Source organism: Pseudomonas fluorescens (assembly GCF_902497745.1).
GTDB classification, from domain to species: Bacteria; Pseudomonadota; Gammaproteobacteria; order Pseudomonadales; family Pseudomonadaceae; genus Aquipseudomonas; species Aquipseudomonas fluorescens_BM.
In genome coordinates this window covers 363,906-388,547 of the sequence record NZ_CABVHJ010000002.1, presented here as the reverse complement: position 1 = coordinate 388,547, position 24,642 = coordinate 363,906, and the positions used below count along the sequence as shown (strand labels likewise).

The window sequence follows — 24,642 nt, the reverse complement described above, 5'->3', positions numbered from 1 at the left end:
GGTGACTCCTTGCAATTGAATGGACAGTGATCAATGGAGTGTGGGGCTGAGCAAAAAGTTGCACTGAATTTAGGCCAGAAAGAAAAACCTGCGCGGGAGATTTCCGTCGAGCGTGTAAGATGTCGCCATTTTATGCAGCAGGATAATTCCCGATGAGTTTCAATCTGGCCGACAAATCACTCGCAGAGCGCGCCGCACTGGAGGACGAGAAGTCCCGTCTGTTCGAACTCTGGCAAAACAACCTCGGCAAGGCCAAAGGCGAAGCCGCGCGTTTGTTCGGCGAGCGTGGCAAGCGCAAGGGCAAGTGGGCCGAGTGGGTCCGCGCCGAACTGGACGGCATGTCGCCGCCGGAGTTCGCCAACATGGTGCGCAGTGAAGTCAATCGACTGATGGCCGCCAACAAATAATGCCTCAGGTGAAGGTCGCGGCAATCACCTCGCGAACCTTGACCACCACCGGATCGATCTGCGCGCTGGTGCGCCAGCCCAGTTCGATCGGATAACGCGGCAATTTCAGCGGGCAGGGCAGCAGCGCCAGGCCGCTGAGCGCCGCGATGCTCTCGGCGGCATGCGCCGGAATCGTCGCCACCGCCCGACTGCCTTTGAGCAGGTAAGGCAGCGCGGCGAAATGGGTGGTCGAGGCGCACACCCGTCGGCTCAAGCCCAGCGCCGCCAGACCTTCATCGGTAATCCCGATAAAACCGCCGGACGACACCAGAATGTGCTCGCGGGCGACGAACTCCTCAAGATCGATCTGCTGCTGGCCGGGCGCCAGGCTCGCCGGATCGACCAGACACGCATAGCCACCTTCGCCCAACACCTGACGGCTGAGCAAGCGTTCGGCAAAACCACCGGCGGTGATCGCCAGGTCGATGCTGCGCTCCATCAGGGCGCTGGCGACAATCTGGCTGTGGGTCTGGCGAAAAATCAGTCGAAGTTTCGGTGCGTTGCGGGCAATTTCCTCGATCAGGCGGCGACCGTAGGCAATTTCGAAGTCATCGGACAGCCCTACGGTTACCGAGCGACCGTCGTATTGATTGGCCGCCGGGTCGACCATCGCCAGGCTTTGCCGGCACTTGTTCAGCGCTTCGCTGACCACCGGTTTCAGTTGATTGGCTTTGAGCGTCGGTGCCAGTCCGCGACCGGTGCGCACGAACAACTGATCGCCGTACAACTCGCGTAACCGGCGCAGCGCCGCACTGACCGCCGATTGCGTGACGCCCAGACGCAGCGCTGCACGGCTGGCGCTGGATTCTTCATGCAGGGCTTCAAAGACTTTCAGCAGATTGAGGTCGACCGTGGCGATATTCATTTGGTTCATATCATTCAGCAGCGAACGGGGCTTTATTCATGATCGCGTGGCGCCGCAGAATCGGCAACCACTGAACCTGACGGAGTTATCGCGATGGCCAAATCAATTGTTGCTGCGCTGCAAATCGGCGCCTTGCCCGAAGGCAAAAACGCCACCCTGGAACAGATTCTGAGTTGGCAAGGCGCGATCATCGAATCCGGCGCGGCGCTGGTGGTGATGCCGGAAGCACTGCTGGGCGGTTATCCGAAAGGCGAGGGTTTCGGTACGCAACTGGGTTATCGCTTGCCAGAAGGGCGCGAAGCCTATGCCCGATACTTCGCCAACGCGATCGATGTACCGGGCGCTGAAACGGAAGCGCTGGCGGCAATGTCGGCGCGAACCGGGGCCAATCTGGTAATCGGTGTGATTGAACGTGCTGGCAGCACGTTGTATTGCACGGCGCTGTATTTCGATCCGCAGGCAGGGCTTATCGGCAAACACCGCAAACTGATGCCCACCGGCACCGAACGGCTGATCTGGGGCAAGGGTGATGGCTCGACGTTGCCGGTGTTCGACACGCAGGTCGGCAAGCTTGGCGCGGTGGTGTGCTGGGAAAACATGATGCCGCTGCTGCGCACGGCGATGTATGCCAAAGGTATTGAAGTCTGGTGCGCACCGACCGTCGATGAGCGCGAGATGTGGCAAGTCAGCATGCGCCACATCGCCCATGAAGGCCGCTGCTTTGTGGTCAGTGCGTGTCAGGTGCAGGCTTCGCCTCAGGCGTTGGGCGTTGAAATCGCCAATTGGCCGGCGGAGCGTCCGCTGATTGCCGGCGGCAGCGTGATTGTCGGGCCGATGGGCGATGTGCTGGCGGGGCCGTTGCGCGGCGAGGCGGGGCTGCTGACGGCTGAAATCGACACCGATGAACTGGTGCGCGCGCGATATGACTACGATGTGGTCGGGCACTATGCGCGGCCGGATGTGTTTGAGCTGTCTGTGGATGAACGCGCCAAGGCCGGGGTGCGATTCAACACATAATCCCAGTCTTATAGATAACCTGTGGGAGCGAGCTTGCTCGCGAATGCGTCATAACATTCAACATTTTCGTTGACTGATACTCCGCTTTCGCGAGCAAGCTCGCTCCCACAGGGGGTAGTCACTCGATTCAGTTATTGCATTGTTCCAGCCATTCTTCCCGGGTGATTTCCCACAGCTCCCGAGGGAAACGCCCACCGACGAAATCGCCTTCATCGGTTCGGATCAAGCGCATCCCCGCGCGCTCCGAGAGCTTGCGCGAGCCAATGTTCGGCGCCGCTTTCGGCACGCGCATCACTGGGCGCTGAAGTACGTTGAACCAGTAATCGGTCACCACCGCGCAGGCTTCCGTCATCAAACCCTGACCTTGCCACGCCGGCGCCAGCCAGAAGCCGCGGTGGTTGTCCGCCTGATCCATCAGGCTGATCTTGCCAATCAACAGTTCCGGTGCCGATTTCAGGCGAATCGTCCAGGGCCATTCCTTGCCCGCCGCGACCGCCGGCAAGGCAATGTCGCGCAGATAGGCGAGGGCAGCGTCATCCGGATACGGCCATGGCACGGCCGCGTTCAGATAACGCACCACGTCCCAATGCGGAAATTCGCGCTGTACGGCTTCGGCATCGGCCAGTTGCAATGGGCGCAGGATCAGTCGTTCGGTGTACAGCGTCGGTATGTCTTCCATAAACCTGCAGCCTCCCTGAATGTTTTTAATGAACGAAGCAGGTTAGCGCATTTTTACCAGGTGGCGGCGGTGGCCTTGGGCAGGCTGAGCTTGCCGCTGTCGACAAAGCGCATGGTGCCGAACAGTCCGCCGGCGAGTTTGCCGCGCAGCACGTAAGGCAGGTTGTCGAGGGTTTGCGTCTGGCTCAGGCCCAAGGTCTGGCGCAGCACCGAGAATGCCGAGATGCTGACCGGCACGCTGACAATGGCCTCGGAAAACCTTGGGATTGAACCGCTCTGATCGCTGACACCCGAGGCCAGTGAATGGCCATTGACCTCAAGATCCAAAGCGATGCCGTTGTAGTCGATGGCCGTTTCATTAGGGTTTTGCACGCGAATCTTGATGGCGAAGCGCACTTCCAGATCCTGGCTCGGCAACGGTTCGAGGCCGACCACGTTGATGTTCACCGGGTCTCGGTTGGGGAACAGCGCACAAGCGCTGAGGGATAGCAGAAGCAGTGACAGAATGACGGCGTGGAGGCGGCGCATAACGGTCTCTCAACAAAAAAGGGCTGAACCGTCACCGGCTCAGCCCTTTCTATCAAAGGCCAGACGTTAGCGGTTCAACTGTGCGACAGCCGCCGCTGGGGCAGGTTCACCTTTGGCCGGCATGTCCGGATTTTCCATGACCTGAAGAATCGAGGCTTCCGGGTCGAAATCGTCTTCTTCCAGTTCAATGAATTCTTCCGGCAGGAAGATGTTCAGCACGATAGCGCACAACGCACCGACGGTGATCGGCGATTCGAAGATGTTGCGCAGCGCTTGCGGCAGTTCGCGCAATACTTCCGGCACAGCGGCGATGCCCAGGCCCATACCCAGCGAAATCGCCACGATCAGCATGTTGCGCCGATGCAGACCGGCTTCGGCGAGGATCTTGATCCCGGCCACCGCGACGGTGCCGAACATCACCAGTTCAGCGCCGCCGAGTACCGGTTTCGGCATCAACTGCAGCACCGCGCCGATCATCGGGAACAACCCCAGCAGCACCAGCAAACCGGCGATGAAGAAGGCGACATAGCGGCTGGCCACACCGGTGAGTTGAATCACGCCGTTGTTCTGCGCGAAGGTCACCATCGGCATGCTGTTGAACACCGCCGCCATGGCCGAGTTGAGGCCGTCGGCGAGCAGGCCGGATTTGATTCGGCGGATGTACAGCGGGCCTTTGACCGGTTGCCGCGAGATCATCGAGTTGGCGGTCAGATCGCCCGCAGCTTCCAGTGGCGAGACCAGGAAAATCACCGCGACCGGCACGAACGCTACCCAGTCGAAGTCGAAACCGTACTTGAACGGCACCGGCACGCTGACCAGCGGCACTTCGGGCATCGAGGCGAAATCCACGGTGCCCATCAGCCACGCCACCACATAGCCAAGGGTCAGGCCGATGACGATCGCGCCCAGGCGCAAGAACGGTACGTCGACGCGGTTCAGCACGACGATAGTGCCGATCACCAGCGCTGCCAGAAACACATGGCTGGCGGCGCCCAGATCAGGCGCGCCGAAGCCGCCGGCAATGTCGGTCATCGCCACTTTGATCAGCGACAGGCCCATCAGCGTGATGATGGTGCCGGTGACCACTGGGGTGATCAGCATGCGCAGTTTGCCGATGAACTGGCTCAGCACCACCTCAATGAAGGCGGCGAAAAAGCACACGCCGAAGATCGTCGAGAGGATTTCATCAGTGCCGCCACCGCGCGCCTTGACCATGAACCCGGCGCTGAGAATCACGCTGATAAAGGAAAAACTGGTGCCTTGCAGGCACAACAATCCCGATCCGACCGGGCCGAAGCGCTTGGCCTGGACGAAAGTACCGAGGCCGGAGACGAACAGCGCCATGCTGATCAGGTAGGGGATTTCACTTTGCAGACCGAGGGCGCCGCCCATGATCAGGGTCGGGGTGATGATGCCGACGAAGCTGGCCAGCACGTGTTGCAGCGCGGCAAACACGGTGGCAGTCAGGTGCGGGCGGTCGTTGAGACCGTAAATCAGGTCGTTGTTGCGCGGGGCTTTTTCAGAGGCGGTCATGGTGTTTTGCGCGCCGCGAGGCGGGGCCGGGTCAGAAAATGGAGGCGCAGGATGCCGGAAGAGGGCGGCGAGGGCAACGAGCAATAACTGCCTGAAAGGTCAGGTTTTATTGGTCGCTATCGGCAAACGCCCGTGCAGGAGCTGTCGAGTGAAACGAGGCTGCGATCTTTTAAGATCAAAAGATCGTCCGATCGCGGCCCGAGCCTGCGGCAGCTCCTACACGAGATTGAATGCGGCCAGTAAATCCTCTTCAAAAGCTTTTTGCGCATCCCCCGGCACCTGCGCCCGATGCCGGGCCAGATGAAACGCCACATCAAAACTCAATTCGCCTTCACGCACGGGCCGCAGCAACCCCTTTTCCTGCCAGCTCCGCGCATAGTGATCCGGCAAATAGCCGACATGTTTGCCGGAGAGAATAAACGTCAGCGTACCTTCGACCTGTTCCGACCGCGCCGAGCAGACCTTGCCCTGAAAAGGCTCGTCTCTGCGCAAAAAACGATAGGGGTGATCGACCCGGTCGCAGGCCTGCAACGCGGCATCGCTGGGCGTCTCGTCGTTAAACAATGGATGGCCGGTGGCACAGTACAAATGCTGGGTTTCGCTGAACAACTGCCGATAGTCGAAGGCACTTTGCACTTGCGAGAAATAGCCGATGGCCAGATCCAGTCGCTGTTGCAACAGCAGCCGTTCCATTTCACCGGGCATGGCACTGATCAGTTCGATGCGCACCGACTCATCGCGTTCGCGAAAACGCCGGATCGCTGCTGCTACCCGTTGCAACACCGATTGATCGACCGACTCGGAAATCCCCAGACGCACTTCTCCGATCAAGCGTCCAGCGACGCCGTTGGATTGATGGCGGAAGGTTTCGATCGATTCAAACAACGTGCGCACCGCGATCAGCAACTGCTCACCCTTGGGCGTGACACTGAAACCGCCCTTGCCCCGGCTGCACAAACGGTAGCCGAGGCGGGTTTCCAGTTTGGCCATTTGCTGGCTGATGCTCGACTGGCTCAGGCCCAGATCACCCTGGGCCGCACTGAAACCACCGCACTCGACCACCCGTACAAACAGGCGCAACAGCTGCAAATCGACGTCGTGCAGTTGACCCAACATCACATTACTCCGGGATAAAGTCAGGATAATTATTCGGCTATTTTTCTAATGTATCCGACGGCGCATCCTGCAACCACTTCCTCCGGTCAGGTGTTCGTCATGGCTCCCGTGTTCAAGCTGTGTTTCCCCGCGCTGCTGTTGTCCGCGGCTGTTCAGGCTCAGGCCGAGGAAAAGACCCTCAATCTCTACAGCTGGGCCGACTACGTGCCGCCGCCAACCCTGCAACGGTTCGAGCAGGAAACCGGTATCCATGTGCGTTACGACACCTTCGATACTTCCGAGGTGCTGGAGACCAAATTGCTCACCGGCGGCAGCGGTTATGACGTGGTGGTGCCTTCGTCCAGCGTTCTGGCCCGAGGACTAGCCGCCGGCGCCTTGAAAGAAATCCCTCATGCGGGTCTCAAGGGTTACGCCAATCTTGATCCGGATTTGCTGGAAAAAATGGCCGCGGTCGACCCTGGTAATCGCTATGGCGTGCCTTACACCTGGGGCACGTTGGGGCTGGGCATGAATGTCGAGGCGGTGAAGCAGCGTCTGCCTGATGTGCCGCTGAACAGCCTCGATCTGCTGTTTAAACCGCAGAACGCCAGCAAGCTCAAGGACTGCGGCATCGCGATCCCTGATTCGCCGCAGGAGGTCATTGGTTTGGCCCTGCATTACTTGGGTAAAGATCCCTACAGCACCGACAAGAATGATCTGGCGGCCGCCGAAGCGTTGTTGCAAAAACTCCAGCCGTCGATGCTCTACGTCGCCACCGGCCGGCAGATCAATGATCTGGCCAGCGGCAACGTGTGCCTCGCGCTGACCTACAACGGCGACGCGAGCATGGCCGCTGATCAGGCGCGCAAAGCCAATAAAGCGTTCGAAGTGGCATACCGCATTCCCAAGGAAGGCACGCTGGTGTGGCAGGACAATCTGGCCATCCCCAAAGACGCGCCGCACCCGGAGGCCGCGCGGGCGTTCATCGAATTCATGCTGCGGCCGGACTCGGTGGCCGAGCTGACCAACACGCTGTTTTTTGCCACCGCCAACCAGGCCGCCACGCCGCTGGTGGACGAATCCGTACGCAACGACCCCGACATCTATCCGCCGAGCGACGTGCATGCGCGGCTCTACGCCGACCGCAGCATGAGCCTCAAGGACATGCGTCAGCGCACGCGCTTGTGGACCACTTTCCGTAGCCATCAATAACAACAGGAGCACAACGATGGATGTGCCAACGCAAAACGACCAGGCCATGACCCGTGACAGCCTTTATGGCACCGCCGCCGAAAGCACCTACGCCGGTATCACCAGTTTCATGCGCCGGCGCTACAGCCGTGACTTGCGCGGCGTCGATGTCGCGGTCAGCGGCGTGCCGTTCGACACCGCTACCAGCAACCGCCCCGGCGCTCGTTTCGGGCCACGGGGGATTCGTGCGGCTTCCACCGGGATCGCCTGGGAACGCCACTGGCCGTGGACGTTTGACCCGTTCGATCATTTGGCGGTTATCGATTACGGCGACTGCGACTTCGATTACGGCTCACCCCACAGCATCCCGGAGAGCATCGAAGCCCACGCCGAGCAGATTCTCAACGCTGGCAGCGCGATGCTGACGTTTGGCGGTGATCATTTCATCAGCTACCCGTTGCTGAAGGCGCATGCACGCAAGCACGGCACGCTGTCGCTGATCCACTTCGATGCGCACAGCGACACCTGGCCGGACGAGGAGGGCAAGCGGGTCGACCATGGCACGATGTTCTGGCACGCCGCTCGCGAAGGGTTGGTTGATCCGGCGCGCTCGGTGCAGATCGGTTTGCGCACCACCAATGACGAGCACATGGGTTTCCAGGTGCTGGATGCCCGGCAGGTCCATCGGCGGGGCTGTGAGGCGATTGTCGAAGCGATTCGCGCGCGGGTGGGCGATAACCCGGTGTATCTGACGTTCGACATCGATTGCCTGGATCCGGCGTTTGCACCCGGAACCGGAACACCTGTGTGCGGCGGTTTGAGCACCGTACAAGCGCTGGAAATTCTCGGTGGTTTGCGCGGGATCAATCTGGTCGGGATGGACGTGGTGGAAGTCGCCCCGGCTTACGATCATGCCGACGTCACGTCCTTGGCTGCCGCGACATTGGCGATGGAAATGCTCTGCCTCTACGCCGCCCGCCACAAAGTCGATATTTGACGCAACACGGCGTCCCCCTGTGGGAGCGAGCCTGCTCGCGAAGGCGTCAGCTCAGCCAGCCTCTTTGTCGACTGACCCGCCGCTTTCGCAAGCAAGCTCCCAAATCCGGGTCAGGCTACCGGGATGATCGGCAGGTCCAACGTTTGCGGACCGGTAAAGCGAGGCGCGGCACTGGTAATCGTCTCGTGCGGTACACCCGCCGGCACGGCACTGCTGTCTTCAAGCCGCGCCATGTGTTGTTCGCTCAGTTGCACGTCGAGTGCGCCAAGGGTGGCGTCCAGTTGTTCGCGGGTGCGCGAGCCGAGGATCGGGATCAGCGCAGTCGTCGAACGGCGGGCTTTTTCGCGTAACCAGGCGATGGCGACGTGGGTCGGGCTGACGCCGATTTCTGCAGCCACCGCCAGCAATGTATCGAGCAGGGCGGTTTCGCGGGCGCTTTTTTCCGCGTGCACCAGCATGCCGAGTTTGCTCGCACGGTTATTGTCATCGCCGCCGCGATATTTGCCCGTGAGGAACCCACCCGCCAAGGGTGACCACAGGGTTGCCGCCAGCCCAAGTGCTTCGGCCATTGGCAGCAACTCGCGCTCGGCGCTGCGTTCGGCGAGGCTGTATTCGACCTGAATCGCGACTATCGGCGCAAAGCCGCGCAGCTCCGCCAACACGTCAGCGCGGGAAACGCGCCACGCCGGGAAGTTCGACAAACCGGCATAGTGGATTTTGCCCGCGCGCACCAGATCATCAAAACCGCGGAGAATTTCTTCCATCGGCGTCACGCCATCGGTCACGTGCGCCCAGAACAGATCAATGTGATCGGTGTTCAAGCGTTTAAGGCTTTCTTCTACCGCGCGAACCATGTTTTTCCGACTGTTGCCGGTGTGGGAAATGCCGTCGGCCGGGGTCGTGCCCATGCTGTATTTGGTGGCGATCACCAGGCGATCGCGCTCCGGGGCGATGAACTCGCTGAGCATCGATTCCGACTGTCCGCCCTGATAACCATTGGCGGTATCAATGAAATTGCCGCCGGCATCAAGGAAGCCATCAAAGATCCGCTTGGCTTCGTCACGTTCGGCGCCGTGACCCCAACCGGTGCCGAAATTGCCGGCGCCCAGCGCCAGTTCAGAAACACGCAGACCGGTTTTGCGACCGAAAACCTTGTAGTGCATGGCAACGCCCTCGCGTGGAAATTTATCAGTTGTAAAAATTACGTTCGAAATATTTGGCCAATATGATGTCGATAATATTCACTGTCAAGACGCTTGCCGCTCAACGGTAAAACCAGCTCATCAGCGTCGCCACGCTCCTGCCATTTTCTGACACGCGCCTCTGCTAAGCTGCGGGCACTTTCCCTGCTGAGCTTGGCCATCGTGTCGCGTACCACTCGTCTTTTGACTTTGCTGCAAGTGCTGCGCGGCAAGAAACGCCCGGTGACGGCGGCAATCCTCGCCACCGAGCTGGAAGTGTCCGAGCGTACGCTCTATCGCGATATTGCTGAACTGACTGCCCTCGGCGCGCCGATCCATGGCGAGGCGGGGATCGGTTATGTGCTGCGCAGCGGCCTGTTTCTGCCGCCGCTGATGCTCAACGCCGAAGAGACCGAAGCCATCGTCCTCGGTTTGCGCTACGTCGATCAGCGTGGTGACGAAGTCCTCGGCAAAGCGGCGGCGGATGCGCTGGCGAAAATTGCCGCCGTGCTCGATCCGCTGGCCCAGGAAGCGCTGCGTAATCCCACAGTGATGCCGGGGCCGCCGGGCTATGGCTTTCCGCAAAACGCTGTGCCGTTGAACGTGTTGCGCCATGCCATCCGCGACCAGGCCAAACTGCACATCGATTACGCCGACGCGCAACAGGTGCCCAGTCAGCGATTGATGTGGCCCTTGGCGCTGGGCTTTCTCAATGAGGTGCGGATCATCGTTGCGTGGTGCGAATTGCGCGGCGCCTACCGTACATTTCGCACTGACCGGATCAGCGCCGCCAGCCGTCAGGGTGACGGTTATCCGGGGCGCCGCAGCGACTTGTTGCGCACCTGGCGCGAGCAGATGCAACTGGATGAAAGCGGGCGATTCACTCCTGACAAAAACTGACGCAGCGCTGCTTTACGATGACGGCAGAACCACACAAAAGGAGCTGCAATCATGTCTCATCCCGCCTCTACACTGGCCCCGGCCATCGTTGCGTATATCGATGCGGCCAACGCACGCGACACCTCGCGGGTCGCCAGTTTTTTTGCCGAGGATGCCAACGTGTTCGATGAAGGCCAGCATCAGGTCGGCCCGCACGCCATCGCGCAATGGATGCAAGACACCGGGCAACGCTATCAGCCACGGGTCGAAGTGCTCGACGTCCAGCAGCGCACCGGCAAAGTGCTGGTGCACGGGCTGATTTCCGGGACATTCCCCGGCAGCCCGGCGCAGCTGCGCTACACGTTCCGGTTGAACGAGCAGGGCAAAATCGCCCGCCTGGATATTTCCCTGTAAGCATCGTGGCATACTGCCGCGCATGACTTTCGACTCCCCCCTCAGCGCCTGGCAACACGCCGTTCAACACAAGGGCTTCATCCAGGATGAAGCCCAGGAACACGCGGTCTGGGCGCTGCAAAAATGCCACGAAGCCCTGCACGCCGGTGCCCGTTCGGTCACCGGCGTTTATCTGTGGGGGCCGGTCGGGCGTGGCAAGACCTGGCTGATGGATCAGTTCTATCAGAGCCTGCGGGTGCCGGCGCGACGGCAACACTTTCATCACTTCATGGGGTGGGTGCATCAGCGCTCGTTCCAGTTGACCGGGATTGCCGATCCGTTGCGCGCGCTGGCCAAGGAGCTGGCATCCGAGGTACGGGTGCTGTGCTTCGATGAGCTGTTCGTCAACGACATTGGTGACGCGATCATTCTTGGTCGGCTGTTTCAGGTGATGTTCGATGAAGGCGTGGTCATCGTTTGCACGTCCAATCTGCCGCCGGATGAGCTGTACGCCGATGGCTTCAACCGCGACCGTTTTGTCCCGGCGATTGCCGCGATCAAGGCGCATATGCAGGTGGTCGCGGTGAATGGTGCCGAGGATCATCGACTGCATCCTGGCGCGGGTCTGCAACGTTACTTTGTGGCCACGTCCTCGCTCAGTGCGCTTGACGATGTCTTTCAGGCTTTGACCGCCGGGCAATCGGCCAGTCGCGAACCGGTGGCGGTCGGGCATCGCCGGTTGAGCGTGGTGCAGGCCAGTGAAACGGTGTTGTGGTGTCGCTATGCGGATCTCTGCGAGCAACCGTTCGCCGCCATGGATTTCATCGCACTGTGCGACCGCTACACGGCTATTCTGTTGAGCGAAGTACCCAATCTCAGCGCACAGAAACGCGAAGGGCGCATCGCGCGTGGCACCGAAGACGGCGCGCAGCGGGTGGTGGCGGGTGACCGCGAGTTGCCGCAACTGTCGGTCCACGACGATGGCGTGCGGCGTTTCATCGCGCTGGTCGACGAGTGCTATGACCGCAAGGTGCCGCTGTATATCGAGGCGCAAGTGCCAATGGATGCGCTGTACACCGAGGGTTATCTGGAATTCCCGTTCCGCCGCACCCTCAGCCGCTTGCAGGAGATGCAGCTGCAGCGCTTTGCCGAAGCTTGAGTGAAGAGGGCGCCGACATGAGCCAACCGCTTTCCCATCATCTGCTGACGATGGCTTACCAGAATGCCTGGGCCAATCATCGTCTGGCCAAGGCCTGGAGCCAGCTCGAAGCGGCAGATCTGGCCGCGCCCCGGGTGAGTGTCTTCCCGAGCATTCGTCTGACTCTCAATCACATCCTCACCTGTGACTGGTTCTACGTCGATGCACTGGAACGCGAGTTGCGCGGGGCTGAGCCGCATCCTGACTGTTATGTGTTTTTCAACGTGGACGAACCGTTTACCGACGCCACGCATTTGCGCGAAGAGCAGGCGCACGTTGATCGCCGCCTGATCGCCTATTGCGAGCAACTGCGCGATGCCGATCTGGCCCGAATCGTCACCATCGCCCGCGATACGCCGCAGCACGACAGTCGTTTGCGCATGCTTTCGCACCTGTTCGAGCATCAGCTTCATCACCGTGGCCAGGTGCATGCGATGCTCAGCGGCACGTCGGTGAAACCGCCGCAACTGGATGAATTCTTCTGTGTCGGTGAGAGTGCTTTGCGTGCCGAAGATTTTGCCGAACTCGGCTGGACCGAGGAACTGATCTGGGGGCACTGACCAAGCAAAGGATCGCAACCTTCGGCAGCTCCTGCATCTGATTACCTGTAGGCGCTGCCGAAGGCTGCGATCTTGCGGGTTGCCCGCCGGATCACCCCCGCGCTAAGGTCAAACGGCCTTTCAGTGCGCACTTTGCGTGCCGGGGCTTTTGTGTGTTCGGGGATGGAAATGGATTCCGTAGAGATTCTTGTACTTCAAGCCAGCTACAGCAATCCAACGCACGCCGAGGCCATCGGTATTGTGCTCAATCATTATGCTGAAGACCCTATGGGCGGCGGTCATTCGCTTGACCCTGATCTGCTGCGTCGGCTGCCTGAAGAACTGGCCCGGCGACCGCATGCGTTCAGCGTGCTGGCCTTTGTCGGTGGCGAACCGGCGGGGCTGGTGAACTGCTTTGAAGGGTTTTCCACGTTTGCCTGCAAACCGCTGGTCAACGTTCACGACGTGGCAGTGGTGGGACAGTTCCGCGGCCTCGGTCTGAGCCAGAAAATGCTGCAGAAAGTCGAGGAAATCGCCCGCCAGCGTGGCTGCTGCAAGATCACCCTTGAAGTGCTGGAAGGCAACGCCGTGGCGCAGGGCTCCTACAGCAAGTTCGGGTTCGCACCGGGCATGTTCGACCCGGATTACGGGCGCATGCTGTTCTGGATCAAGAGTCTGTAGGCCTAGAAGCCCCTCACCCTAACCCTCTCCCCGAGGGAGAGGGGACTGACCGAGGTGTTTTGGCGAGGTACACCGACCTGAAATATCGAGCCGAACTCAGGTTTGAAAACCCCACAAATCAAACGCCAAACCTGCCTACAGGCAAACGGCGATCCTGAAAAAACCACAAAACAGCTCCCTCTCCCTCGGGAGAGGGCTGGGCGGGCGGCGTTCCGATGAGGGGCGAATTCACCACAAATGAAAAGGCGGACATCCAATCCTGACTAACCGACTGTATGAACCCCAAAAAAAAGGCGCCCCAATCAGGGCGCCAAGCTGTCTTCTCCCAGGCCAGAGCGGAGCCACAGGAGGTCCATCGGTTGCTCGGTCAATCTCAGTCGCGATAGGACTCGGTCACTTGCGCGGTCTGGTCGGCGGGAACGCGAATTTCTTTCGCGTTGGCGTCGCTCTGCTGCGCGCTCTGGGCGTGGTGAACCGGGAAGTTGTCGTAGTAATACCGCATGCGCTCAGCGCCGCCTTCGGCGAAGACGCTGGCAGAACCCAGGGCAAACAGCCCGGCAAGGATTACGGTAGCGATTTTCATGGTGCCTCCTACTGAACAAGTGGGAGCCGTTCGTCCATGAAGCAGATCTCGGAAGAGAGTCTGGGTGGCATGAATTAACACGGGGTTAACGCCCGTTCAGTTTAGGTTTTGCAGCATGTTGCGACGCCACACCTGACCCGCGGTGCACATCGGACGTCGAGCTGTTCAAAGGCTGTGGTAATGATCGGCAGCGTCTACACCGGTTTCGGTAGGAGCTGCCGAAGGCTGCGATCGATTGATCTTGCCTGTATCAGGTCCGCAAACGAATCTGCCGGCCCAACACGTCCATCACATCACAGCCATCACGCAGCAACATCGCCGCCGCATGGGCCAGTTGCTGCACATCGGCACCCTTGGCGGACGAGATATCCAGGCTCGCCAGACTTTCCATCATCTGCGTCACCGCCAGAAACCGACTGGCCGCGCTGCTGTGCAAGACATCCAGCGGGGCTTCGGTCGAGACCAGTAAAACCGGAATACTGTCCTCGTTGTGAGTCATCGAAATGTGCGAACTCATGCTTCACCTCCGGTCTGCGCGGCGTGCAAACCGGCGACGCAGGCCAGCACCAGTGCGCGGGCGGTGACGAGCATTTGCTGGCTGGCCCATTGGAGTGATCCGCTGTGTTCCGGGCGGGTGGCGGTGGGGGCTTGGTGGGCGAGGGCTTCGGCGCAGTTGAGGTAAACGGAAGCGTGTTCGAGGGCGTCGAGGAGGGGGATGTCGGGTTGGACGGTAAAGAGGTGGTTGGCGACATGGTCGCAGGGGGCGAAGGCTGTGGATTTTGTGGTTGGATCGGTCATCGGTGTAGCTCCTTAGTCATCTAGAGCTGCCACCAGATCGCCGTCAAACGAATGGGTGGCAACTGTGCGCAGGTTGACGGACCGGTCTAAGGTACCCGGCGCACTCGAAAGTGCCCCGCACACAGTCACCATTTAGCTTTGTTTCGAGCACGCGAGCGCGCTAGCAAAGTTGGAGAGCAATGCACACCTTAAAACCGCCGAGCCGTCAAACCCGATCACGAATGAGTCGTGACAGGCGCGAGGATAGGGAGTGAAGGTAGAGGAGTCAACCGCTGCACTTAACCGGAGTTTGCCGAGATTCCTTGTAGGCGCAAAGCTACGCGTTTCGATAACCCGAAAGTTTGCTCCAACACAAAAGATCGCAGTCTGCGGGAGTTTCCTAAACCAAATTGGTTAGAAATTTCCGAAGACCGCGATCTTTGATCAGAAGGTTAGATGCTGTGGTCTAGCCTCGTTTACTTCTCCATTGTTGGACTAGTCAAACCATTTTAACTCAATAATAAACATGCCCGGACGGAATGCTGATGAATTCACGGTCCAGATTTCGAAAAAATTGAACCGCCTGCCTATTGGCGCCTTGTAATTAAATGGCCCAGCGGGGACTGTGGCCGGAAGATTGAGCTCCTCTATGAGTACTTCTCGATCATAGAAACGAATCTTGTGTGGGTTGGACGATTCTTCAATACGAAGAGTAATTGAAATATTGGAGACATAGTCTTCTGCCAACTTGAATCTTGTCCTGCACATTTCATAAATACCCAATGCATTTACAGTCGGGGGGGAAGACCATGTAATGATATAAGTTCCGTCCCCATAATCAACCGTGGGGGTGATTTCCAGCCCACTTTTAAATTTTGTAATCACGTTTAGGGGAAGCCTTCTTAGAGGTTCATCATTCCAGTTTTCAGACCCTCCCACTAGGAGATTGCGTATTGTCAATCTCGCCTGTGGAAAACTGACCGCATTACTTGCATTGGATACCTTGTCAAAATTCACCCTGAACGTAATCGTCAACGCACTCCCATCCTTGAGCTCCCGTAACCAGGCAACCCGCGCAGCAGTAACCAAGCCCGATGCCTGCTGGTGCGCGGCACCGGCCAAGAGTAAAAGTTCTACTGCATTGCCGTTTTTGTCAGTTCCTTTGTAGTCCAGCCAAGTGTTTTGATTCAGAGCCTGCAGCAACCATTCGTCGATGCGTAATTGTGCAGAGTCATCCACTTGCCTCACATCCAGTGTATTACCCACTGCGCCGTCGATGGTGGGTGTCGGCAGATTCGGGTCACCATCGGCAATGGGTTGTACCGCCAGAATCAACGGCTTCGAGGGCTTTGGAGTGCCGTTTCGGATGACGTTATAGATCACCGATACCGGTTTGTTGAGGTTGAAAGCCACCACCGAGTTGGGCAGTGGAATGTCCATATCTCCAAGAGCCGTAACGGGTACAGGTGTTGTGGTGTTGCTGCCGCCACCCGCTGTACCGGCCCAGGTGACGTTCAGTTGCGCGCCGATCATGCTCTGGTCGACGGTGACCACCGCTGTGAGCGTGTCTTTGGCCGCGAATGGATTGAGGCTGTTGCCGTTGGCCTCTTTGATGCGAGGTGGCTCCAACTCCACCGCGCTGCCGATCAATAGCGATTGCTTTTCCGAGGGCGGCAACGGTTGCCCGCCACGGGTAACGATGTAGAACACCTGCACATTTTGATCTTTGTTCAGGTCGACATAGTTTTTGTCGACCAGGAACTCGACTTCCTTGCTGTTCCAGTTGGCCGGAACAGGAAACCAATCGGTGAAGTCCAACACGCCATCCAGGTGCGCGTCGATACGGTCACCGGTTTCCATCGTGTAATTGACTCTTATTGTTGTGCCGTCAGCCGGCACGGCCTCCGGATCCAGAGTTTCACCTTGGGCGTAGTCAATGGTGGGCTTGGGCAAATTGACGCCAAGGCTTTTGACCTGCAAGGGCAATTTGTCCGACTGCAAACTGGCGCCGCCGTTTTTGTTCAGGGTAAAGCTCACCGTGACCGTGCCCCCTTGCAGGGGCGTGATGTAAATCAGCGGTACCCGGCGCTCGACGCCGTTTTCCGCGCCGCTGCCGGTTACCGGAATGGGAATGCTGTGAGTCAACGAGGTGCCATTGGCGGTTTTGCCTTCCCATAGCAAGAGCAGGGTATCGCCGGCGTTGATCAGAAAGTGTTTGTCGATGCGTACCAAGGCGCCTTCGGGCGGCAGGCTGGTCGGGTCCAGCACATCACCGACGACACCAGCGACGATCGGGGCGGGAAGCAACTCAACCTGCCCGATGACCGCAACGGTGGTGCGTCGCGAAGAAAGTCTGGAGCCGGAGAGAAATGTGACTTCATAGCGAACCACGGCATTGCCCTGAGCGATGGCCCGCACCTTGTCGTTGGGGATGTTGAAGTCCAGCGGCCAGCCAATGTCTTCTTCCTCGACCTTTTTTTCGAGCTGTACCTCGACGGGTAAACCTACGGCGGTAACTCCGGCCCAGGTCAACTTCACGAGGTCGCCCAGTGACATGCGCTCGCTAAACACGGGGGTCTGCACTCGCGCATCTTTATCGCCCAGGCGAGCAAGGTCGATTTCGCCGCCGATTGCATCGAGTACCCGCGGCGCGGCCAGCAGGTTTTCGCCGGCCTCGACGTCGGTGCTGGCGTGCAGTGACCAGCGCGACCAGTTATTGACCACATCACGAATGTCGTAGCGCACGATGACTCGCCCGGGAGCGGCGATCAGCGTGGCTTTTTCCACCCTGAATGTGACTGGCCGGCCGACTTCAGCCTCGGTCAACGGCGCGTGGGGAATGCGCAGGCCGCCAAAGTCCAGTTGCGGGAGGTCGCCGACCGCCATGTTTTCGTAAGCGGGTACGGTTACCGTAATGCCGAGCTCGGCAATGGCGTCGTCAATCAGTGCCGGAATACCGGTCGGGGCTTGCAGGTTTTCGTTGATGTATTCAGTACCGGCATCGTCGCCGGTGTTGCCGCCGGGCAGCAGCCGTTTGACCTTGACGGTAGCCGGAGGGGAGGGCTCAGTCTGATCGCCGATAGCGGCCGTGACGGTGTATTCAACGGTATGCAGACCGTCAGGGTGTTCGAGGATGTCTGCCGGGGCGACACTCAAGGTGACGATACCGGTGCTCAGGTGGTCGGCGTTGACAGCATCGCCGGCAACCCGTTTTCCTAGCCACATCAGGTCGATGAAATCATTCAACAGGACGCTGCCCGGCTGCAAAACGATCTGCACTTGCACGGGGCTGCTCGGATCATTGAGGTCTTGCCAGCGCAGGCCGCCGTTAGCGACGGCGGCAGGAATGGTCGGCGGGTTTAGTGCGAGGGGAAAGCTCTGGTGCAACTCGGAAACAGGCACTTCTTGAATAGTCATGATTGCATTCCTTTCAAGTATTGAACGGTCCGGGCAGCAAGCCGCGCGGGATTCGGCAGTTGATACTCAGAAGTTTTCCGGACAAGTACTTTCACCCGGTTTTTTCACGTCACAGTTCACGCGTTTCTTGAGCGATTGCGTCGAGCCGCTCGCATTGCTGGCAATGATCCAGGCCTCCACGCTGCCACGGCTGCACACCGCAAAGTGATGTCGGGCGGGCACGGCGAAGTCGTAGTGGCCACGGCTGATATCCGCTTCAGTCAAGGCGTAGGGTGGCTGCGGGTTATAGGCGGCATTGGGAACCGGATTGCCGCCAATGTTCAGCGTGTCGTAGCCGACAAAAAACAGCTCGATGGCATCACCGATTGCTGCGTGGGTGTAATCCAGGGTGACCCGAACCGGGTTATGCAGACCCTCGGGGCCTTCGACGAGTTGGTCCAGGCCAATCGCGCCGTTGGTGTTGACCACCGGAAAACCGGGTGCAGCGATCTGTCCATCACCGGGCAGGTCACCAGAACCCGTGACACGCGCGGTCGCCGTGTTGGAGCGACCCACCGGCACACCGGCGCGCGTCAATTCGTACACTGCCCGCACTTCGCTGCCGGTGATGATTTGCTGGTTGGCTACTTGCATGATGCAGCGCTTCAACGTGCCGTCCGGTTCGCTTTCGATCACGCCGCTCAGTGGCAGCACAGTGCCGGGCGGTGTGACCGTTACGGTGCCACTCACGGTGTCGTCGGCCTGAAATGCCGGAGCACTTGCCAGCACAATGACCGACAGGTCACGCCCCTGGAGTTCGTCGCGATCAATGATGTGCGGGTCATCGCTGTCGTCTTCCGGATCCTCTCGCAGGATCGGCGCGACCAGCGATGAGCGTTGCAGATCGACATCCGCTATCAGGGCGGCCGATTTACGTCGATTGGCGGTGGGGTTGTTCACTTGGGAAATCACGGTGTAGCGAATTTCGAAATGCGGGTTATTGCCTGCCTGCTCCAGCATGGTCTGGGTCAGAACAATCACTAAGGGCTGGTCCTTTTCTGCGCATGTGACAGGGAAAAACTGGCCGTTGAGTTCCAGCAGGACTTTGTCGTAAGGCTGCCCGAAGGGAAAAGACAGCGTGAGAGCAACGCCGTTGGCCGCGTCCTCCTTGCCAATCTGTGGTGGGTTGCCTAATTCAGCAGGGAGACTGAGCGCCAGAAAAGGGTGGTCACCGCTACCGGGAACTTCATTGCCACCGGGTAGATGGTTGTTGTAGAGCGCCCATGAAGGCGTCGATCCGCCCTCGTTGCCGCTGGCCCGTTCGATGACATAGTAAAAACTGTTCAGCCCTTCCGCGAACAATGATTGGGCCACATCGAACATCGTGGGGGCGTTGAAATCGTCCGGCACTTTTCGCTCGATCAGCAGGGGGGCGCCCGAGGTCTCCAGATAAAGCAGTACTGCTATGTACTCATCCATCGGCGGGTCAACGCGAGCAATGGTCGTGGCGTTCAGCCCGGTGAAAGCGGAGTGCGGTAATCCCACCACGGGCACCTCGGGGGGCGGGGCCGGGTCACTGGTAATCGGAGAGACACCAGCGAGGAACTTCAAGGGGTAGAGTTGCGCGTTGACGTTCGAAAACTCATTCGTCCTGCCAGCCATGGGTGTCGCTCCCTGAAGATGAAATACCTGGGAGCCATTACAGGGCGGGGGGGGATCGTTTGGCTACTGTCAGAAATTACAGGTACAGGCCGTTATCCGACGAGCGGTTGGCGTACCGCGCAGTGTTCCGGCGGGTCACCAAAACCAGAAAAGCTGCGCATTTTTCTATGCGCAGCTTTTAGCGGTTGCCAATACGCGTGAGGCTCCCGTTCTCGTGACGGTCGAGTCAATCAAAATGCCTTCAACCTATGTGTCAAAGCTTCCAGTCGAGACTCACCGTCACCGTGCGCGGATCTCCCCAATACACGCCGTCGTAGAAGCCGACATTGTCGTAATATTTCTTGTCGAACAGATTGTTGACGTTCAGCGATGCTGACAGGTGCCTGTCGAACTCATACCGCGACATCAGGTTGACCACGGTGTAGGCGCTCTGGTTGATGCGCGTCTCTTCGGTGTCGAGGCCAACCGGTCGGGGCGCGATGCCATACATATCGCTTTGCCAGTTCACCGCGCCGCCCACGGTCAGCGCTTGCCATTCGCCCGGCAGACGATACGCGGTGGACACACGCAACAGGTTCATCGGCTGATTGGTGTTGGTGCGCTCGCTTTTGCCGTCGACCGAGTGTGTGTAGGTGTATCCGGCAGTCATGTTCCAGCCACGAAGAATTTCCCCGGACACTTCAGCTTCAAAGCCGTTGACTTTGTTGCCCTTGCCGCCGGACTTGTAGAACTGTTCGCGGGTAACCGGATCCGCTGGCACCGAGTTGTCCACTTCAGCGACATTATCCTGCTTGCTCCAGAACAGCGCCGTGGACAGATTCAGGCGTTCCTCGAGCAAACTGCCCTTGAGGCCCAGCTCATGGTTTTTACCCACCACCGGGTCGATGTACTTGCGATTCTTGTCGCGGTTGCCCTGGGGTTTGAAGATGTCGGTGTAACTCACGTACACCGTGTATTCCGGGGTCAGGTCATACAGCAGCCCGGCGTAAGGCGTCCAGACGTCGTTCTGTTTCTGACTGGTGTAATCGACCTTGCTCAGCTGCCGGCTGGCGTTGTAACTGTTGGTGGTGCTGGAGGCTTGCCAGCTGCCGTAGCGACTGCCCAGCACTGCGTGCAGTTCATCGGTCAGGCTCAGGCGCGTGGCGATGTATCCGGCTTTCTGCCGGGTATCGTCCTTGGCGCCGGTGAGATCGGTGACGGTGTCGCTGAATTTGGCGATATCGCCCATGTATTTCCAGTCGCGGATAGTCCCGTAACCTCTGGGGCGGGGGCTGGCAATGGTGTACGGAGAGTTCGAGCGGCGCTCGGCCTCTCCGTAGCCGAACATCATTTCGTGCTCGCGGCCCAGCAGCGAGTAGGGGCCGGAGACATTGAAGTCATACGCCTGCATTTTCTGCGTGCCGATCATGTGCGAGGTGTAGGCGCTCATGCCGCAGCGGTCGGGCTCGGGATATCCGGTGCCCGCGTAATAGACCTTGCCGTCGGTATTGCTGTCGCGGTGGGTGTACGCCGCTTTCAGGCGCCAGCCGCCGGCCAGTTGCTGATCGAGAGTGGCAAACGCGGTTTTGTCCTGTAGCGGCCAGGAACTCCACGACGTCGCCATGTTGGTCGAACGCCCCAGACCGGCCTTGCTGCCATCGGCATTCCAGTAGGGCACGGTGCCCCAGGACGAACCTTGCACATGCTTGTTCTGGTAGTCGTAACCGACCGCCAGTACGGTAGAGTCAGTCAGATCGGCTTCCAGCACGCCATATCCGACTTCCCGTTGCAGCGCGTATTTGTCTTTGATCGACTGGTTGTCGCGATAGGCCAATACCGTGCGCCCGCGAAGACGACCGTCGAAAGCCAACGGCCCGCCGACGTCGACGTAGCTGTAGTAATTGTCGTAACTGCCACCACTGACCCCGGCCAGCGCTTGCCATTGGGCGGTCGGGCGTTTGCGCACCATGTTGATGGTCGCTGATGGATCACCTGCGCCCGTGGTCAACCCGGTGGCACCGCGCACCACCTCGATGCGGTCGTAAATGATCGTGTCGGAATCGGACTTCATGCGATCGAAGGTGTTGAGCATCCCGTCGATCTGGAAGTTGTTGATCGCGTAACCGCGCGACGAATAGCTGACCCGATCGGAATCCAGATGCTGCACGACAATGCCCGTGGTCTGGCGCATGGCCTCGGACAATGTACCGAGTTTGAAATCATCCATCTGCTGCCGCGTGATCACGGAGACCGATTGCGGGGTTTCCTTGATCGACAGGTTCAGGCGAGTAGCGGTGCTCATCGCGCCGGTGGTGTAAGACTCGGTGTTTTCGGTGGTGTTGCCCAGGCCTTGCGCGCTGACGTTGGTCTCGGCCAGCTCCAGCGCTGTGTTGCTGGGTTTCAGCGGCTTTTCGGCTTCGCTTTCAGCCAGCAGATCGGCGCTGAAGGCAGCGCTGCACAGGCCGAGGGTGAGGGTCATGGAACGGGTAATGGGCGCGAACATCGCAGCCGACTCCTTGTCTTCGAGGGAAAAATTCCGTTTGTTCAAAGACGAGGCGTGGGACGGGGATTTAGTATCAAACGAGAAATATTATTATTTGAAGGTGTGTCGAGCATGAAAAAGGGGCCTTTCAGGGCCCCTTTGGTTTTACTGTTCTGACGCGTCTGCGACGGCGGCTTCGGGCTTCTTCGGCTTCATCAAACTGAAGTCGATCAAAGCACGCTGATCGGTCTGATACGGGTCGCCGATCAGCAGTGGCCGTACCTTGAAGCTGTCACTGACCAGACTCTTGCTGCGGTCAAGTTCATCGAAACTCAAACCGGCGAGGTCGGCCCAGGTGTGGATCAGGTGTGAGCTGCTGTACGGGCGATCGAGGTCTGCGGCAAAGTTCCAGTCGTGGTTGGCTTTCCACTTCGGTGAAGCCCAGGCCATGAACGGGATGGTGTACATCGGCGCGGTCGGTTTGTTTTCGTTGCGGCCCAAAGTCTTGTGGCCGACCGAGTCGAACACGTCTTCACCGTGATCCGAGAGGTACAGCAGGAAGCCGTTCGGATCGGATTTGGCGTAATCCTTGATCAGGCTCGACACCACGAAGTCGTTGTACAGCACGGCGTTGTCGTAGCTGTTGTAGGTCGGTACCTGGTCGTCACGCACACCCGGTGGTACGCCGTTGCGGTCCTGAAACTTGTCGAACGTCGGCGGATAGCGGTACTGGTAGCTCATGTGCGTGCCGAGCAAATGCACAACGATGAGCTTGCGCGGTGCCGCGTCAGTCAACGCCTTGTTGAACGGCTCGATGACGTCGCCATCGTATTGCGCGGCGTTCTGGTTGCGGTTGTTGTTCAGGTACACCTGTTCGTCGGCCTGCTCGGAGAAGGTCGTGAGCATGGTGTTGCGCTTGGTCATGGTCTGCTGGTTGGTGATCCAGAAGGTTTTGTAGCCTGCCTGTTTCATCATGCTGACCAGCGACGGCGTCGACAGGTACAGATCCGGATTTTCTTCGTCAGCGAAGGTCAGCACTTGCTGCAATGCTTCGATGGTATACGGGCGCGGGGTGACGACATTATCGAACACCGCCAGTTGATCCTTGAGCTTGTCCAGTTCCGGCGTGGTGTTGCGCTGATAACCGTAGAGGCTCATGCGCTGGCGGTTGGTCGATTCACCGATGACCAGCACCAGGGTCTTCGGCTGATCGGCCGAGGCATCCTTGAGATTTTTCAGCGGCGGGATCTTGCTCACGTTGTGCAGCATGCCCTGCATGTCGGCGAGGGTTTCCTGATAACGGTGATAAGCCACGACCATCTGCCATGGCACCGCCGGTTCGATGCGGGTTTCGAATTTCTCGAAGCCTTGGGCGAAAGTGCCCATGCGCAGGGTTTGCTTGACCAGCGGATAACCGATCACTGCAATCAGAATGGCCATTGCTGCGACGAATGCGCGGCCACGGGGCATGTACACCGGGCGCAGGCGAGTCCACAGGAAGTAAGCGAACGCGGTGTGCGCGAGGAACGCCGGCACCATCCACCAGGCAAAGTACTGGGTCATGTACTCGCCGGCTTCGGACACGTTCGACTCGAACATGATGAAGATGACGCTCTGGGAGAATTCCTGCTCATAGATGAAGAAGTAGCCCAGGCTGGCCATCGAGCAAGCCCACAACACCACGCCGATGATGGCGGCGAGCAGTTTGGTGCGTTTGGGGAACAGCAGCATCGGCGCCAGCCAGATCGCGCTCATGACGAACGCCTGACGGAACCCGGTGAAGCCGGAGGTGCCGGTCAGCTGGATCAGCAGTTGGGTGATACCCGAGAAGTACCAGAAGAATACAAACAGCCAGAGAAAACCGGCCCAGTCGAAACCTGTCGCAGTCGTTTTGCTGCGTTTGAACAATGCCATTCGGCGCTCCAACTCACTCGTTACAACCACCGCCGGAACATCCATGAAGCCGACGAACGGAGGCCGTACGCGCAGGTACGGCCAGAATGGGGCGGAGTATCACGAAGAGAATGTGAAAGTTTTGTTAAGCGGCGCTTTTGCCGTGGGGCATGCGGCCAGAGGGTAGCGCGTCGGGAACAGCCGCTGCCGTTCCCGAATCAGGCGGGGGATCAGGCGTGGGGATGACGCTGAACGACCGGCAAAGGTTGCGGTTGCGCACCCTGGGTCAACAGGCGCAGTTGCGCCAGCTCCTGCTTCAACTGGTCGCGTTCGTCTTTCAACTGACGCAATTCATCGCGACGAATCGTCACGTACAGGGTTTGTGGCGGCATTGCTGTGTGTACTGTGCCCATTGCTCACCTCACAAATGGCGTGCATCAACTGTAGGTCGCGCCCGATTTGGGCTGCTGACTTACTATCGGCGCCGATTTTGATTTCTTTTGCCTGCGAATGGAACTTTTTTATTTTTCATGGTCGGTGTGTCTTCAGCAGGATTCGGGGCGTTATCAGTCTGGATCGGGCACAATGCCCGGAAACTTCATCGCAACGCTCTGGACTAACCTCCATCAGTCGCGTTGGGCTATAACCA

The 24,642-nt window shown here is 59.1% G+C and carries 23 protein-coding genes; 9 read left to right on the top strand and 14 right to left on the bottom strand.

Features of this window, described 5'->3' with window-relative positions; translation table 11 throughout:
• Positions 1–152: 152 nt before the first annotated feature.
• Positions 153–407 (top strand): hypothetical protein, encoded by a 255-nt coding sequence (locus tag F8N44_RS04475; protein WP_007917411.1) that lies wholly within the window; start codon positions 153–155, stop codon positions 405–407.
• 4 nt (positions 408–411) lie between these two features.
• On the opposite strand, the gene F8N44_RS04470 is transcribed toward F8N44_RS04475, so the two are convergent.
• A complete protein-coding gene (locus tag F8N44_RS04470; protein WP_150649478.1) occupies positions 412–1,320 on the bottom strand; it encodes a LysR family transcriptional regulator in 909 nt (302 codons plus the stop codon).
• An 84-nt stretch (positions 1,321–1,404) separates the two neighbouring features.
• Here F8N44_RS04470 and F8N44_RS04465 point away from each other — a divergent pair, with 84 nt between their 5' ends.
• Complete coding sequence (locus tag F8N44_RS04465) at positions 1,405–2,328, top strand: carbon-nitrogen hydrolase family protein (RefSeq protein WP_150649477.1); 924 nt, start codon at positions 1,405–1,407, stop codon at positions 2,326–2,328.
• Between the two features lie 127 nt (positions 2,329–2,455).
• Here the strand turns inward: F8N44_RS04465 and F8N44_RS04460 are convergent, their stop codons facing one another.
• The 4 genes from F8N44_RS04460 to F8N44_RS04445 all read right to left on the bottom strand — a co-directional run bounded on the left by F8N44_RS04460 (position 2,456) and on the right by F8N44_RS04445 (position 6,183).
• Positions 2,456–3,007 (bottom strand): GNAT family N-acetyltransferase, encoded by a 552-nt coding sequence (locus F8N44_RS04460; RefSeq protein ID WP_150649476.1) that lies wholly within the window; start codon positions 3,005–3,007, stop codon positions 2,456–2,458.
• Between the two features lie 53 nt (positions 3,008–3,060).
• Positions 3,061–3,534: an LEA type 2 family protein gene (locus F8N44_RS04455; RefSeq protein ID WP_122844083.1), complete on the bottom strand. Its 474-nt coding sequence runs from the start codon at positions 3,532–3,534 to the stop codon at positions 3,061–3,063.
• Between the two features lie 66 nt (positions 3,535–3,600).
• Positions 3,601–5,067 (bottom strand): nucleobase:cation symporter-2 family protein, encoded by a 1,467-nt coding sequence (locus tag F8N44_RS04450; RefSeq protein WP_150649475.1) that lies wholly within the window; start codon positions 5,065–5,067, stop codon positions 3,601–3,603.
• A gap of 216 nt (positions 5,068–5,283) precedes the next feature.
• Entirely contained in the window at positions 5,284–6,183 is a 900-nt protein-coding gene (locus tag F8N44_RS04445; protein WP_150649474.1) for a LysR family transcriptional regulator, read from the bottom strand.
• 99 nt (positions 6,184–6,282) lie between these two features.
• Between F8N44_RS04445 and F8N44_RS04440 the strand changes: the two genes are divergently transcribed.
• Together F8N44_RS04440 and speB are read left to right on the top strand one after the other, a co-directional pair.
• Positions 6,283–7,374 (top strand): polyamine ABC transporter substrate-binding protein, encoded by a 1,092-nt coding sequence (locus F8N44_RS04440; protein WP_150649473.1) that lies wholly within the window; start codon positions 6,283–6,285, stop codon positions 7,372–7,374.
• 16 nt (positions 7,375–7,390) lie between these two features.
• Positions 7,391–8,350, top strand: a complete 960-nt coding sequence (speB, locus tag F8N44_RS04435; protein ID WP_150649472.1) for an agmatinase — start codon at positions 7,391–7,393, stop codon at positions 8,348–8,350.
• Between the two features lie 110 nt (positions 8,351–8,460).
• On the opposite strand, the gene F8N44_RS04425 is transcribed toward speB, so the two are convergent.
• Positions 8,461–9,513: an aldo/keto reductase gene (locus F8N44_RS04425; RefSeq protein ID WP_127927911.1), complete on the bottom strand. Its 1,053-nt coding sequence runs from the start codon at positions 9,511–9,513 to the stop codon at positions 8,461–8,463.
• A 201-nt stretch (positions 9,514–9,714) separates the two neighbouring features.
• Between F8N44_RS04425 and F8N44_RS04420 the strand changes: the two genes are divergently transcribed.
• From F8N44_RS04420 to F8N44_RS04400, 5 genes are all read left to right on the top strand, one after another.
• Positions 9,715–10,431 carry a helix-turn-helix transcriptional regulator gene (locus F8N44_RS04420; RefSeq protein ID WP_150649470.1) on the top strand — a complete coding sequence of 239 codons (717 nt, stop codon included), beginning with the start codon at positions 9,715–9,717 and terminating at the stop codon, positions 10,429–10,431.
• A 51-nt stretch (positions 10,432–10,482) separates the two neighbouring features.
• Entirely contained in the window at positions 10,483–10,824 is a 342-nt protein-coding gene (locus tag F8N44_RS04415; protein ID WP_150649469.1) for a nuclear transport factor 2 family protein, read from the top strand.
• A 22-nt stretch (positions 10,825–10,846) separates the two neighbouring features.
• Positions 10,847–11,962, top strand: coding sequence for a cell division protein ZapE (gene zapE, locus F8N44_RS04410; protein WP_150649468.1), 1,116 nt, complete (start codon positions 10,847–10,849; stop codon positions 11,960–11,962).
• Between the two features lie 17 nt (positions 11,963–11,979).
• Positions 11,980–12,561 (top strand): DinB family protein, encoded by a 582-nt coding sequence (locus tag F8N44_RS04405; RefSeq protein WP_150649467.1) that lies wholly within the window; start codon positions 11,980–11,982, stop codon positions 12,559–12,561.
• 168 nt (positions 12,562–12,729) lie between these two features.
• Positions 12,730–13,221, top strand: a complete 492-nt coding sequence (locus F8N44_RS04400; protein WP_150649466.1) for a GNAT family N-acetyltransferase — start codon at positions 12,730–12,732, stop codon at positions 13,219–13,221.
• A 373-nt stretch (positions 13,222–13,594) separates the two neighbouring features.
• Here F8N44_RS04400 and F8N44_RS04395 read toward each other — a convergent pair whose 3' ends face one another.
• The 8 genes from F8N44_RS04395 to F8N44_RS04360 form a co-directional block, all read right to left on the bottom strand.
• Positions 13,595–13,804, bottom strand: coding sequence for a hypothetical protein (locus F8N44_RS04395; protein WP_150649465.1), 210 nt, complete (start codon positions 13,802–13,804; stop codon positions 13,595–13,597).
• Between the two features lie 250 nt (positions 13,805–14,054).
• A complete protein-coding gene (locus F8N44_RS04390) occupies positions 14,055–14,321 on the bottom strand; it encodes a short-chain dehydrogenase (RefSeq protein ID WP_150649464.1) in 267 nt (88 codons plus the stop codon).
• The gene (locus F8N44_RS04385; protein WP_150649463.1) at positions 14,318–14,602 is read right to left on the bottom strand and encodes a DUF3077 domain-containing protein; all 285 of its coding nucleotides are present in this window, start codon (positions 14,600–14,602) and stop codon (positions 14,318–14,320) included. Before F8N44_RS04385 ends, F8N44_RS04390 begins: the two co-directional genes overlap by 4 nt.
• Before the next feature lie 474 nt (positions 14,603–15,076).
• Positions 15,077–17,998 carry a hypothetical protein gene (locus F8N44_RS04380; protein WP_150649462.1) on the bottom strand — a complete coding sequence of 974 codons (2,922 nt, stop codon included), beginning with the start codon at positions 17,996–17,998 and terminating at the stop codon, positions 15,077–15,079.
• Positions 17,999–18,064: 66 nt separating this feature from the next.
• Entirely contained in the window at positions 18,065–19,639 is a 1,575-nt protein-coding gene (locus F8N44_RS04375) for a hypothetical protein (RefSeq protein ID WP_150649461.1), read from the bottom strand.
• Between the two features lie 253 nt (positions 19,640–19,892).
• Positions 19,893–22,121 carry a TonB-dependent siderophore receptor gene (locus tag F8N44_RS04370; protein ID WP_150649460.1) on the bottom strand — a complete coding sequence of 743 codons (2,229 nt, stop codon included), beginning with the start codon at positions 22,119–22,121 and terminating at the stop codon, positions 19,893–19,895.
• A 144-nt stretch (positions 22,122–22,265) separates the two neighbouring features.
• On the bottom strand, positions 22,266–24,014 hold the full coding sequence (locus tag F8N44_RS04365; protein ID WP_150649459.1) for a phosphoethanolamine transferase CptA: 1,749 nt from the start codon (positions 24,012–24,014) through the stop codon (positions 22,266–22,268).
• Between the two features lie 209 nt (positions 24,015–24,223).
• Positions 24,224–24,406 (bottom strand): DUF6026 family protein, encoded by a 183-nt coding sequence (locus F8N44_RS04360; RefSeq protein ID WP_016983768.1) that lies wholly within the window; start codon positions 24,404–24,406, stop codon positions 24,224–24,226.
• Positions 24,407–24,642 lie beyond the last annotated feature (236 nt).